The 12,669-nt window shown below is 71.3% G+C and carries 12 protein-coding genes, 1 tRNA gene and 1 pseudogene; 9 read left to right on the top strand and 5 right to left on the bottom strand.

Going from position 1 to position 12,669, the window contains the following annotated elements:
• Positions 1 to 6: 6 nt before the first annotated feature.
• From ABZ815_RS18765 to ABZ815_RS18780, 4 genes are all read left to right on the top strand, one after another.
• Positions 7 to 2,487 carry an AAA family ATPase gene (locus ABZ815_RS18765; protein WP_357699372.1) on the top strand — a complete coding sequence of 827 codons (2,481 nt, stop codon included), beginning with the start codon at positions 7 to 9 and terminating at the stop codon, positions 2,485 to 2,487.
• A gap of 19 nt (positions 2,488 to 2,506) precedes the next feature.
• Positions 2,507 to 3,478: an inositol-3-phosphate synthase gene (locus ABZ815_RS18770; RefSeq protein WP_357699374.1), complete on the top strand. Its 972-nt coding sequence runs from the start codon at positions 2,507 to 2,509 to the stop codon at positions 3,476 to 3,478.
• Positions 3,479 to 3,545: 67 nt separating this feature from the next.
• On the top strand, positions 3,546 to 4,415 hold the full coding sequence (locus ABZ815_RS18775; RefSeq protein ID WP_357699376.1) for an exodeoxyribonuclease III: 870 nt from the start codon (positions 3,546 to 3,548) through the stop codon (positions 4,413 to 4,415).
• A gap of 16 nt (positions 4,416 to 4,431) precedes the next feature.
• Complete coding sequence (locus ABZ815_RS18780) at positions 4,432 to 4,668, top strand: hypothetical protein (RefSeq protein WP_357699378.1); 237 nt, start codon at positions 4,432 to 4,434, stop codon at positions 4,666 to 4,668.
• Positions 4,669 to 4,692: 24 nt separating this feature from the next.
• On the opposite strand, the gene ABZ815_RS18785 is transcribed toward ABZ815_RS18780, so the two are convergent.
• Both ABZ815_RS18785 and ABZ815_RS18790 read right to left on the bottom strand, forming a co-directional pair.
• Positions 4,693 to 5,631, bottom strand: coding sequence for a cobalamin biosynthesis protein (locus tag ABZ815_RS18785; protein WP_357699380.1), 939 nt, complete (start codon positions 5,629 to 5,631; stop codon positions 4,693 to 4,695).
• Complete coding sequence (locus ABZ815_RS18790) at positions 5,615 to 6,412, bottom strand: aminoglycoside phosphotransferase family protein (protein ID WP_357699382.1); 798 nt, start codon at positions 6,410 to 6,412, stop codon at positions 5,615 to 5,617. The genes ABZ815_RS18785 and ABZ815_RS18790 overlap by 17 nt, the downstream gene beginning before the upstream one ends.
• 649 nt (positions 6,413 to 7,061) lie before the next feature.
• Between ABZ815_RS18790 and ABZ815_RS18795 the strand changes: the two genes are divergently transcribed.
• Both ABZ815_RS18795 and ABZ815_RS18800 read left to right on the top strand, forming a co-directional pair.
• Complete coding sequence (locus ABZ815_RS18795; RefSeq protein WP_357699384.1) at positions 7,062 to 7,796, top strand: ZIP family metal transporter; 735 nt, start codon at positions 7,062 to 7,064, stop codon at positions 7,794 to 7,796.
• A gap of 54 nt (positions 7,797 to 7,850) precedes the next feature.
• Positions 7,851 to 7,924, top strand: a tRNA-Arg gene (locus ABZ815_RS18800).
• Between the two features lie 74 nt (positions 7,925 to 7,998).
• Here ABZ815_RS18800 and ABZ815_RS18805 read toward each other — a convergent pair.
• A complete protein-coding gene (locus ABZ815_RS18805) occupies positions 7,999 to 9,288 on the bottom strand; it encodes a tyrosine-type recombinase/integrase (protein WP_357699386.1) in 1,290 nt (429 codons plus the stop codon).
• Positions 9,289 to 9,509: 221 nt separating this feature from the next.
• Here ABZ815_RS18805 and ABZ815_RS18810 point away from each other — a divergent pair, with 221 nt between their 5' ends.
• From ABZ815_RS18810 to ABZ815_RS18820, 3 genes and pseudogenes are all read left to right on the top strand, one after another.
• Positions 9,510 to 10,211 (top strand): IS3 family transposase, encoded by a 702-nt coding sequence (locus ABZ815_RS18810; protein WP_357699473.1) that lies wholly within the window; start codon positions 9,510 to 9,512, stop codon positions 10,209 to 10,211.
• 234 nt (positions 10,212 to 10,445) lie between these two features.
• Positions 10,446 to 11,639: an IS30 family transposase gene (locus ABZ815_RS18815; protein ID WP_357699388.1), complete on the top strand. Its 1,194-nt coding sequence runs from the start codon at positions 10,446 to 10,448 to the stop codon at positions 11,637 to 11,639.
• Positions 11,640 to 11,646: 7 nt separating this feature from the next.
• Positions 11,647 to 11,955: pseudogene (locus tag ABZ815_RS18820) on the top strand (integrase core domain-containing protein); the annotation flags it as partial.
• Positions 11,956 to 11,979: 24 nt separating this feature from the next.
• On the opposite strand, the gene ABZ815_RS18825 reads toward ABZ815_RS18820, so the two are convergent.
• Positions 11,980 to 12,219: a hypothetical protein gene (locus ABZ815_RS18825; RefSeq protein ID WP_357699390.1), complete on the bottom strand. Its 240-nt coding sequence runs from the start codon at positions 12,217 to 12,219 to the stop codon at positions 11,980 to 11,982.
• A gap of 109 nt (positions 12,220 to 12,328) precedes the next feature.
• Positions 12,329 to 12,652: a hypothetical protein gene (locus ABZ815_RS18830; protein ID WP_357699392.1), complete on the bottom strand. Its 324-nt coding sequence runs from the start codon at positions 12,650 to 12,652 to the stop codon at positions 12,329 to 12,331.
• Positions 12,653 to 12,669 lie beyond the last annotated feature (17 nt).

The raw sequence follows: 12,669 nt of genomic DNA on the forward strand, positions 1-12,669 counted from the left end.
GTGTTCGTGGGACGTGAGGCCGAGCTGACCCGGCTGGCCGCCGCGTGGGCCCGTACCCCCGGTGCGGTGCTGGTCGTGGGCGAGGCGGGGATCGGCAAGTCCAGGCTGGTCGAGCGGTTCGCCGGTGGGGTGGACGCGCTGGTGGCCGAGGGCGGGGCCGATCCGGGCGGGCCGGCGTACGCGCCGTTCGTGCCCGTGCTGCGCCGCCTGGTCAGGGAGTACGGCGCCGGGCTCGTGCCGGGCGGCGGGCGCAAGGGGCTGGCGTGCCTGCTGCCCGAGCTGGGGGAGCTGGACGACACGCCCGACCTGGGCCGGGCCCGGCTGTTCGAGGAGGTGCTGCTGCTGGTCGAGCGGGCCGCCGAGCGCCGTCCCCTGCTGATCCTGCTGGAGGATCTGCACTGGGCCGACCAGGCCGCCCGCGACCTGCTGGCGTACCTGCTGCGCAACCTGACGCGGCCCGGCGTGATGGTCGTCGTGACCTCGCGTGAGCCGCTGCGGCTGCCCGGCGCCGAGGTGGTCAGGGTGCCACCGCTCGGCCGGGACGAGGTGGCCCGCCTGCTCGGCCGCGACGACGTGGACACGATCGTGGCGCGCAGCGAGGGTAACCCGCTGTTCGCCGAGGCGCTGGCCGAGGCGGGCGACACGACCCCGGCCTCGCTGCGCGAGCTGCTGCTCGCCGGGGCCGAGAAGCTGCCGGGCCCCGGCCTCGACGTGCTGCGGATCGCCGCCGTGGCCGGGCGCAGGACGTCCCACGAGGTGCTGCGCCGGGTCGCCGGGCTCGACGACCTGGCGCTCGACGAGGCGCTGCGGCCGGTCGTACGGGCGCGGCTGCTGCTCGTGGACGGCGACGACTACGTCTTCCGGCACGCGCTCATCCGCGAGGCCGTCTACGACGACCTGCTCCCCGGCGAACGCCGCCGCCTGCACGCCCGCTGCGCCCCCGCCCAGCCCGAGCTGGCCGCCGACCACTGGCACGCCGCCGGGGACGGCCCGCGCGCCTTCGAGGCGGCCTGGCGGGCCCGCAGATGGGACCTGGTGCTGAAGCTGTGGGCGTACGCGGACGGCCAGGACCACGCCGAAGTGCTGGAGAACGCCGCCAGGGACGCCCTGCGCGACGGCGACGCCCACCGCGCCGAGGACCTGGCCACCAGGGCGCTCGCCGAGGTCGTCGACCCGCTGCGCGCGGCCCACCTGCTGGAGCTGCGCGTCGCCGTCCGCGACCTGCACGGCGAGGAGGGCCTGGACGACCTGCGCGAGGCCGTACGCCTGGCTCCCCGCGAGTCCAGGCTGCTCGGCGCCCTGGCGTGCACGCTGGCCTGGCACGGCCGGGACGGAGAGGCCCGCGTCCGCGCCGAGGAGGCGTACGAGCTGGGCGACACCAGGTCCCTGACCACCCTGGCCGCGCTCGCGGCGCTCGACGGCGACCTCGGCACCGCCTCCGCCCTGTACGCCCGCGCCCGGGTCGGCGCGCCCGACGACGACACGCTGCTCGTGTCGTACGCCGGCGAGGCCGACGCGCTGGAGGCAGCCGGCGAGCACGCCAGGGCCGAGGCGGTCGCGCGGCGCGGCATCGCCGAGGCCGCCCGCCTGGGCCTGGCCCGCTCGCGCGGCGCCCATCTGGCAGCGAACCTGGCCGAACCGCTCGCCTCGCTGGGCCGCTGGCGGGAGGCCCGCGAGGTGGCCGCTCCCGCGCTCGCGCTCGACCCGCCGCCGATCCACCGCGCCTGGATCCTGCTGGTGCTCGGCACGGTCGCGGTGCGGGAGGGCTCGGCGTCCGCGGCCGACGCGCTGCTCGCGCAGGCCAGGCCGCTCATGCGCGGGCGGTCGCGCGGCTACGACTCCTGCCTGGAGCCCGACCTGCTCGAACTCCGCCTCGCCGAGGCCGGGGGAGACCTGGACCGGGCGCGGCGGCTGGTCGACCACGTGCTGTCGGAGCACGACCTCACCCGCAGCCGCCGCTACGCCTGGCCGCTGCTGGCCCTCGCGGCCCGCATCGGACGGGTGCGCGCCGCGCCGCCCGGCCTGTCCACCGTCGGGCGGGTGCAGGAGGCGTACCGGGCCACGTTCGAGGCCGAGCTCGGCGGCTCGTGGACGGACGCGGTGGCCGCCTGGCGGGCCGTCGCGCAGCCGTACGGGCTGGGGCAGGCGCTGGTCAGGGCGGCCGAGCAGGACCCGGCGCGGGCCCGCGAGCCGCTGCGCGAGGCCCTGGCCATCGCCGCCGCGCTCGGCGCGGAGCCCCTGCGCCGGCAGGCGGAGGCGGCGGCGGCCACCACGCGGGTGGCCCTGTCCGCGACGCCGGGGTTGTCGGCCCGCGAGCTGGAGGTGCTCGGCCTGGTCGCCGAGGGCCTGAGCAACCGGCAGATCGCCGAGCGGCTGTTCATCTCGGCCAGGACGTCCGGCGTGCACGTGTCGAACATCATGGCCAAGCTAGGCGCCGCCTCCCGCGTCGAGGCCGCCGCGCTGGCCCGCCGGACCGGCCTGATATGAACCCTGATATGAACTCTGAATGACCACCGTGAACGTCGCCCTCGTCGGCGTGGGCAACTGCGTGTCGTCCCTGGTGCAGGGCGTCGAGTACTATCGCGACGGCGAGGCCCCCGGCCTGCTCAACCCCGTGTGCGCCGGATACGCCGTCTCCGACGTGCGCTTCACCGCCGCCTTCGACGTCGGCCGCGCCAAGCTCGGCCTGGACCTGTCGCAGGCGATCTGGGCGCCGCCGAACAACTCGCGCCGCTTCGCCGACGTGCCCCACCTGGACGTGCCGGTGCGCGAGGGCGTCCTGGCCGACGGCGTGGGCGAGGGCTCGGCCGAGCTGGTCGAGCCGACCGGCGGCGCCACGGTCGCCGACGTGGCCGCCCACCTGCGCGAGACCGGCTCCCAGGTCGTGGTGAACTTCCTGCCCACCGGCGCCCAGCGCGCCACCGAGCTGTACGCCGAGGCCGCGATCGAGGCCGGCTGCGCGTTCGTCAACTGCATGCCCGCCGTGCTCGCCCGCTCCGAGCAGTGGCGCGACCGCTTCGCCGCGGCCGGGCTGCCGCTGCTCGGCGACGACCTGAAGAGCTCCTTCGGCGCCACGCTCGTGCACCGCGCGCTGGTCGACGCCCTGACCGCGAGCGGGGTGCGCCTGCACGACGGCTACCAGCTCCTGGCCGGGGGCAACATGGACTTCGTCAACCTCCAGGACCCGGCCAGGATGGCGGGCAAGCGGGCCACCAAGGCGACCGGCGCCGGCACCTCCACCCACGTCGGCGCCCAGTACCTGCCCTTCCTCGACGACCGCAAGATCGCGTTCATCCGGCTGGAGGGTGAGGGGTTCGGCGGCTCCCCGCTGGAGGTGGAGCTGCGCATGGTGGTGGAGGACTCGCCGAGCGCCGCCGGGAACGTCCTCGACGCCGTGCGCCGGGCCAAGGCCGCCCTCGACGCGGGCGAAGGCGGCTTCCTGCGCGAGATCTCGGCCCCTCTCATGAAGGCGGTCTGACACTTTCGCCGAAGGCGGCCGGACACCGGACACCGGGCGCCGGGTTCGGCCGTGGCAGGCTGGGAGGATGCGCCTTGCGACCTGGAACGTGAACTCGGTCAAGGCACGGCTGCCGCGCCTGCTCGACTGGCTGGCCGCGACCGAGCCCGACATCGTCTGCCTGCAGGAGACCAAGTGTCCCGCGGAGTCGTTCCCCGTGGCGGAGGTGGGCGAGCTCGGCTACGCCGCCGCCGCCCACGGCGACGGCCGGTGGAACGGCGTCGCGGTGCTGTCGCGGGTGGGGCTGGAGGAGGTGACACGGAGCTTCCCCGGCGAACCCGGCCTCGCCGAGCTCGACGGGGTGGGCGCCGCCCGTCCCGAGGCCCGCGCGATCGGCGCGACCTGCGGCGGCCTGCGGGTCTGGTCCCTGTACGCGCCGAACGGCCGCGCGCTCGACTCGCCGCACTACGCGTACAAGCTGGAGTGGTTCGCCGCGCTGCGGGACGCGCTGGCCGAGGAGCTGGGCTCGCCGTTGGTGGCCTGCGGCGACTACAACGTGGCGCCGACCGACGCCGACGTCTGGGACCCCGCGCTGTTCGTCGGCTCCACGCACGTCACCCCCGCCGAGCGCCGCGCGCTCGCCGACCTGCTCGACCTCGGGCTGCGCGACGTGGTGCCGACGCCGATGAAGGGGCCGCACCCGTACACGTACTGGGACTACCGGGCCGGGATGTTCCACCAGAACAAGGGCATGCGGATCGACCTGGTGTACGCCAGCGCCGACGTCGCCGAACGGGTGCGGTCGGCGTACGTCGACCGCGAGGCGCGCAAGGGGAAAGGCCCCTCGGATCACGCGCCCATCGTGGTGGATCTCGACGCGATAATTCAATCAACAAACAGCAGCAAGACGAGTATCGTGAGTGACCAAATGTGCGGGGGCACACCTTCTTCACGCTGAAAAAGGGGGCCGTGTCGTGGAACCTGCCGATGGTCGGGTCATCCTGTTCGTCCTCATCGGGCTGGCCCTGTTCGCGCTGGGACGCCGCTTCCAGAACATGATCATGCTCAGGCAGGCCTGGAAGCAAACGCAGAGGCAGGTGACGGTGCGACGGGAGACCGCGCACAACGCGGTGAAGGGTCTCGTCGCCGTCACCGCGGTCGCCGCATTCGTCATCTGGCTCGCGATCAATCTCAATCGGATAATGAGCTGACCGCCATTCAGCCGATTACCGCGATTATCCGGAACGGCGGCGGTGGCGCAGGCCCCAAGCGGTGACCACGGCCAGCCCCGCCGCCGCCAGTCCGACCGCGCGGGTGAGCCGGGCGGCGCGCCTGATGTCCTTGACGTCCGGCTTGGGGCCGTCACCCATCGTGGGACGGTGTTCCGTCCGCCCGCCGTACACGTTCGTGCCGCCGAGGGTGACGCCCAGCGCGCCGGCGAAGGCGGCCTCGCACCTGCCCGCGTTCGGGCTGGGGTGGCGGTGGCCGTCCCGCCGCAGCACCCGCAGCGCCTGGACGGGGTCGGCCGCCAGCGCCGCCGTCAGCAGGCCCGTCACGCGTGCCGGTACGTAGTTGGCCACGTCGTCGAGCCTGGCCGCGGCCCAGCCGAACCGTTCGTAGCGGGGGGAGTGGTGGCCGATCATGGCGTCCAGCGTGTTGACCGCCCGGTAGGCCAGCAGCCCCGGGACGCCGGCCACCGCGCCCCAGAACAGCGGGGCCACCACGGCGTCGGAGGTGTTCTCGGCCAGCGACTCCACCGTCGCCCTGGCCAGCTCGGACGCCTCCAGCCGCGACGGGTCGCGCCCGCACAGGTGGGGCAGCCGGTCCCGGGCCCGCTGGAGATCGTCCGCCTCCAGGGCCTCGGCCATGTGCACGCCTTCGCGGGCGAGGGTCGTGCCGCCGAGCACGGCCCACGTGGCGAACGCCGTCACCGCCGTACGGACGGCCCGGTCGCCGCTGCGCTGAGCCAGCACGCCCAGGGCCGTCACGCCTCCGACGCAGATCCCGACATGAACCACCCCACGCCACCTCGTGTCGCCGTACGACGACTCCTCCAGCTTCGCCGCCGCCCGTCCGAACAGGGCGACCGGGTGGGCTGAGCTGCGCGGATCACCGAGAACCTGGTCGAGTGCGACACCGAGTGCGAGACCTAGCGGGTCATACCAAATGGGCATGAAGCTCATCTTCGTGCACATCCAGCCAGGCTGCCGCCCGGCGGATGCGTTGCCCCGCGCCGCCGGCCCACATCTTGGCCCAGTTGCCGCCGGCCGTGGCGCGGGTGCGCATGACGTCGTAGGAGCGGTGGAAGCGGAGCCTGGACAGTTCGAGCAGCCGTCGTCGTTCGCGGGGCGGCAGGCCGTACGCGTCGCAGAACAGGCGGATCCGGGCCCCCACGTCGACGTTGCGCTGGAGCGGGGGACGGTCGACCGGGTCGGCGATCGGGGCCCAGTGGCGCAGGGTGGTCACGATGTCGAACAGGCGGGTGGTGGGCCGGGCCAGGTCGAAGTCGATCAGCGCGACGGGGGCCGCGGTGGTGTCGCCGTCCTGATGGAAGACCACGTTGTCGGGTGTCAGGTCGCAGTGGCCGATGATCTCCGGCGCGCGGTCGTCGTTCGAGCCGCCTTCCCATCGTCCGGCGTCGAGCGGGAAGCCCGCGGTCGCGTCGTGGAACTCCCTTACCAGCATCGCCAGCTCGACCAGGAACCCGTCGGTCGAACTCGCCAGGCACAACCCACTCCGCCCCGGGACGTAGGTGAGCATCTCGCGGCCTAAACCGTCCGTCCCCAGGACCCGCGGCGCACCCCCGAACCCGGCTGCCTCAAGGTGTCTGAGCAGGGCGTGCACGGCGGGCGTGGCCGGACAGACCGGCCTGCGCACCGTGTCACCGACGCGCACCACCCCGTCTGTCACGTCCCCGCCCTGCAGGGGAATCTCATGCAGGAGCGTCGCGACCATGCCACAACAGCTTAGCCCCATTTGCCCCACCGCCGCCTGCCCTTTCCCCCACCCCACCGGCCCCTTCCCCGCCTCCCTCCCTCGTTTCCACCTCCTTTTCCTCCCTCGCCTCCGAATCGGCCCGGCCCGGCGATGCCCGCCCCTGCAAGCTCGCCACCTCCATGCCCTGACGCCACAACCACGAGGGCCATCCGCGCCGAACCGGCACCTCAACAGCGGGCACGTCCGTGACGAACAGCCCCGGCGACAGTGGGGGCTGTCCGCGACGCACCGGCCCTCCCGACCACGGGGGGCATCCGAGACGAACCGGCCCTTTGACCTCGACCGGCATTTGGCACCCCGACCCCGACCGGCCCCGGCACCCCAACCCCGACCGGCACCTTGGCCACGACCGGCACCCCAACCCCGACCGGCACCTTCGCCACGACCGGCACCCCAACCCCGACCGGCACCTTGGCCACGACCGGCACCCCAACCCCGACCGGCACCTTGGCCACGACCGGCGCCCCGACCGCGGGAGGCATGCGTGATGCACGGCCACCGCGCCCCGCTTGCCCCTGCCCAGCCCTGCCCCTCGGCGCGTGGCCTGGAACGCAGGCCGAGTGTCGCACCAGCCCCCGCCCCCACCCACCCCCTAGCCTGAGGAACCGTGCCCATCCTGCTCTCCTTGGCGGCCTTCCTCATGACGCTGCTGGGCGGGCTGGTCGCCGACCGCGTCAAGAACAACCGCCACCTCGTACTCGGCGCCGCCGCAGGCGTGATGCTGGGCGTCGTGGCCTTCGACCTCCTCCCGGAAGCCCTCACCCGGGACGCCGTCGAAGTCCTCGGCGTGCCGCTCCCGATGCTCATGTTCGCCCTGGCGTTCCTCGGCATCCACATCGTCGAACGCTCCATGGGCATGCACGACGCCCACGAAGGCGACTACGCCGCCCACCGCCACGCCCGAGCCGGCGTAGGCGTCACAGCGGGATCCGCCCTGGTCATCCACAGCCTCTTGGACGGCGCCGCCATCGGCGCCTCCTACCAGACGGACGCCTCCCTCGCCGTGGCCGTCGCCATTGGCGTCATCGCCCACGACTTCACCGACGGCTTCAACACGTACACGATCACCTCTCTGTACGGAAACGCCCGCCGCCGCGCCTTCACCCTCCTGGCCCTGGACGCACTCGCCCCCGTGATCGGCGCCACCCTGACCTTCCTCATCACCATCCCGGCCCACATCCTGACCGCCTACCTGGGCCTTTTCTCCGGTTTCCTCCTCTACTTGGCCATCTCCGACATCCTCCCCGAGGCCCACACAACGAGACGCGCCACCGGCTGGACCCTGGCCGCCACGGTCTCCGGAACCCTCTTCATGTGGCTGGTGATCGCCCTGTCTGCCTGACACGACCAAAACGTGTGCGTGACAAGTCGCCGGATCATGCACAATAAGGCAGGAGCGCCCTTAGCTCAGCTGGATAGAGCACCGGACTTCTAATCCGACGGTCGCAGGTTCGAATCCTGCAGGGCGCGCTTCTTCACCTGCGGAAACTCCAGACGCTGTCGCGTCTGTTGGCGGCATGAGGCAAATGTGGGGCAATCCTGAGTCAGCTCCCGAGCTGTCGCCCCAGTGCGGACGCCGCGTTCAGCACCAGCTGGGCTGTCTCGCGGGCTGCTTCGTGGGCCACGTCCGGGAGCACCGAGACGTAGGTGTCGGCGGTCAGCACGATGCTGGCGTGCCCCAGCATGGCCTGTACCACCTTCAGGTCGGTATGCGCGGCCAGCGCCAGCGTGGCGGCGCCATGGCGCAGATCGTGCAGCCGGATCGGTGGCAGCCCGGAGGCGGCCACCAGCCGGCGGAACCGGCCGGTGAGATAGTCCGGCCGCAGTGGCGTACCTGTAGCGGTGGTGAACACGTACCCAGAGTCCTGCCAGCCTGCATCCGCTGTCGCGCGCAGTTCCTCTTGGCGCTCGCGGTGCCGGGCCAGCACCTGTATGGTTTCCGCGTCCAGGGCCACTACCCGGCAGCTGGCGGCGCTCTTCGGCGGACCGACCATGACCTGGCCGTCGGCGTGTACTCGCTGCTGCGCCACCGTCAGCTCCGCACCTTGCAGGTCGACGTCCGTCCAGCGCAGACCGGCCAGCTCACCGCGGCGCAGGCCGCGCAGCGCGGCCAGCCACCAGGCGGCGTACAGGCGGTCCTGTGCGACGCTGGTCAGGAATGCTGCGAGCTGTTGTTCGGTCCAGACCGCCACCGCCGGACGCTCTCCCGCTTGATGCCAGCGGGCCGTCCGCCCGGCGGTCCAGACGACTGGATGCGGTCGCCGCGGACGGGGGAGTTCGGCGCCGTTGGCCGGGTTGACCGGGATCAGCCGGGCACGGACCGCCGCGTTCAGCGCCGTCCGCAAAGTGGCGTGGATCCGCACCGCGGTGGCTGGTGACAGTCGACGGCCGGTCGGCGAGGGACGGGACGCGAGCGTCGTGAGTAGTCCGTTGACGTCGCGGGAAGTCAGTTTGTGCAGCCTGATCTTTCCCAGTCGAGGATCGAGGTAGAGGCGGATGTGCGTCGCGTAGCCCTGCCGGGTCGATGGACGGAGGGCGTTCTTGGTGGCTAGCCAGCGTGCCAGCCACTGCCCGAGCGTGCATCCGGCCCCTGCGCCGTCGTGGTCGGCAGCGGCCAGGGCCCGGCCTGCCGCTTGCGCTTCCTCGGGGTCGGTGTAACCGCCTTGGCGGATGCGCTTCCGTTGCCCGTCCAGGCCGCGTATCTGTACCGCGAAGTACCAGCTGCCGTGATCGTCATCCGCTGGCAGACGCGGACACGTCACGCCTCGCTGACGTCCCGTTTCCGCATCCACACAGCCGCATCGCCTGCTGACCTGCACACGTGTCTTTGCCATCCGTCACACTTCCCCAAGGTGCGGGACGACAGACCCGCCGGCTACCGCTCGCATCCGATCAGGGTTTCCATGCGAGGCAGCGGCCGCGAAGCTCATGATGGCACGACCGAACTCACCGCTCCGTGATCGAGTTCATTCACGGCATCCGGATACAGGTTCGCCTTGATCCCGGCCTCGGAGAGAGTCTTGTCCATGAGCGGAGGGAACGTCCCATTCCGATCTTGGAGCAGAAACGCGACTCCATCGAACCCAGGGCACACCAAGGTCTCCATCAAAGTCGGGACGGTTCACTCGTGACCTTCATCGACCAGCACGCCGACGTGTTCGGTGTCGAGCCGATCTGCCGTGTCCTGACCCAGCACGGCTGCCCCATCTCCACCAGCACCTACTACGCCGCCAAGAACCGCCCGCCCTCGGCCCGGGCCGTGCGCGACGCCGAACTGGACGAGCACATCACCCGCATCCACGCTGACAACTACGGCGTCTACGGCGCCCGCAAGATCTGGCATCAGCTGCAGCGCGAAGGGCACCGGGTGGCCCGCTGCACGGTCGAACGCCGCATGCGCGCCCTCGGCCTGCAGGGCGCGCGTCGCGGTAAGAAGGTGCGTACCACCGTGGCCGATCCCGGCCATGAGCGGGCGGCTGATCGACTGCGCCGGGACTTCACCGCAAGCCGGCCGAACGCCGCCTGGGTGGCCGACTTCACCCACGTGACTGCCTGGTGCGGCGTCGTCTACGACGCCTTCGTGGTCGACGTCTATTCCCGGGCGATCGTCGGCTGGGCCGCCTCGCTGACCAAGCACACCACGCTCGTACTCGACGCCCTGGACATGGCCCTGTGGCGGCGGGAGCGTATCGGCCGGCCAGTCGAGCCGGGGCTGATCCATCACAGCGATGCCGGTAGTCAAGGCGGATTCAACTGATCGTCGCAACACCTTGATTCTGAGGAGGATGTTGTGGCGCAAGGAAGGGCGCGTGCGGCGATTCAGGCTGGTCGGCCGCCGCTTCGGTCACCGGGGCGGCCTCCGGTAAACCGGCGCGAGGAGAAGCAGCGGTTCTGGCGCCTGATCGCCGAGGGGAGGTCGAGTGAGGAGGCCGCTGTCGCGTGCGGCGTGTCGATGCCGTTGGGGCCGCGGTGGTTTCGTGAGGGTGGCGGTATGCCGCCGATCAGCCTGGAGCCACTGTCGGGTCGCTACCTGTCCTTCACCGAACGCGAGGAGATCGCCCTGCTGCGCGCCAAGGACCGCGGGGTGCGGGAGATCGCCCGCACCCTGGGACGTGCCCCGTCGACGATCTCGCGGGAACTGCGGCGCAACGCGGCGACTCGCGGCGGCCGCCTGGACTATCGGGCCTCGGTCGCGCAGTGGCACGCCGACCGGCAAGCGCGCCGGCCCAGGAGATGCAAGCTCGCCGACAACGATCGGCTGCGGCAGTACGTGCAGGACCGGCTGGCCGGCACGGTCCGCGCCCCGGACGGCAGCGAGATCGAAGGGCCGCAGGTCCGCTGGATCGGGCGACGGCATGGGCGCCGCCAGGACCGGCGCTGGGCGACGTCATGGAGTCCGGAGCAGATCGCGAATCGGCTGCCGGTCGACTTTCCTGAGGATGAAACGATGCGGATTTCGCACGAGGCCATCTACCAGGCCCTGTACATCCAGGGCCGGGGCGCGCTGCGGCGCGAGCTGACGGCCTGCCTGCGCACCGGCCGCGCGCTGCGAGTGCCCCGGGCCCGGACGCGCCAGCGCGGGAAGAAGTTCGTCACCGAGGAAGTGCTGATCAGCCAGCGTCCCGCCGAGGCCGCCGACCGGGCGGTGCCTGGGCACTGGGAAGGCGACCTCATCATCGGCCTGGACAGCTCTGCAATCGGCACGCTGGTCGAGCGCACCACCCGGTTCACGATGCTGTTGCATCTGCCCCGGATGGAAGGCCATGGCGAGAGCGAGCGGGTCAAGAACGGCCCAGCACTGGCCGGACACGGCGCCGAAGCGGTGCGCCACGCCATCGCCGCAACGATCATCACGCTGCCCGAGCATCTGCGCAGGTCACTGACCTGGGATCAGGGCGCGGAGATGGCCCAGCATGCGCGGTTGCGCATCGACACCGGGCTGGAGGTCTACTTCGCCGACCCGCACAGCCCCTGGCAGCGTGGCACCAATGAGAACACCAACGGCCTGCTGCGCCAGTACTTTCCTAAGGGCACCGATCTGAGCAGACACGGCCGAAGCGAGCTGGACGCGGTCGCCGCCACACTCAACAGCCGCCCTCGCAAAACACTCGGTTGGCGTACTCCCGCCGAGGCGTTCAACGAGCGTCTAGGCTTGCTGACAGGCAGTGTTGCAACGACTCCTTGAACCCGAGCAATACACGTCTTTCCGGTTCACCACGCATCTGCTGGCGGCCGGGATCGACGCCTCCGTCGGCAGCGTCGGCGACGCGCTCGACAACGCCCTGATGGAATCGCAGATCGGCCTCTACAAGACCGAGCTGATCAAGCCCCGAGGACCCTGGCGCAGCCTGGCCGACGTCGAGCTGGCCACCGCCGAATGGGTCGACTGGTTCAATGCCACCCGCCTGCACTCAGCGATCGGGCACCTGCCACCAGAGGAGTTCGAAGCTTTCTACTACGCTCAACACCAGCCCAACGAACCCGCCGGAATCAACCGTTAAGGTCTCCATCGAAGTCGGGGCGCTTCATGTGCCCGGCGTCACGATCCGATGGAGGCGAGGCCGCGTTGGCAACAGTCGCGCCAGCGCGGCCGGCAGCGCTCGGTCGGCCCAGTCTGGTCGTGGTCGGGAGACCTGACGACGCAGGACGGCGACCTCATGACGCAGCACCAAGATCTCTACGTCCTTGGAGGTGTCGCCCCGTGTGAGAAGCGTCAACCAGCCGAACAACCGGACCATCAGCAGATACAGCAGGCGTAGAAACACGAGTGCCGAGGATAGAAGGCCAGATCAGATGCCACGGGCGAGGCTTTGGCACCTCACAGGTGCTGAACGCTGAAGAAGGTCACGAAGACCGATCGTGCGAGCTACTGTATTACACCTTGACGTTGTGCGGATATCTGCTGGTCACGTTGCGGGAGGCTCTTGCCGTGGCCGTGGCCGTGGCCGTGGCCGTGGCCGTGGCCGTGGCCGTGGCCCTGGCCCCTGGCCTCAGCGCCGCGCGGGCGGTGGTGCGCCTAGTCGGCCTGCCGGTCCAGTGCCCTGCGAGGACTTGGAAGCGGTACAGGGCGAGCGCGACGGCCTCGTTCCCATCGGCCGCCTCGCCGACCACGTCGATCCCGTCCGCGCTCTCCGTGACCAGCCGGAGACCCGCTCTGATCATGGCATGGTCATCAGCGATGATCAGCTTGATCGTCATAAGGCATTCCGCATGTT

Source organism: Nonomuraea sp. NPDC047529 (assembly GCF_040642995.1).
Lineage (GTDB): Bacteria > Actinomycetota > Actinomycetes > Streptosporangiales > Streptosporangiaceae > Nonomuraea.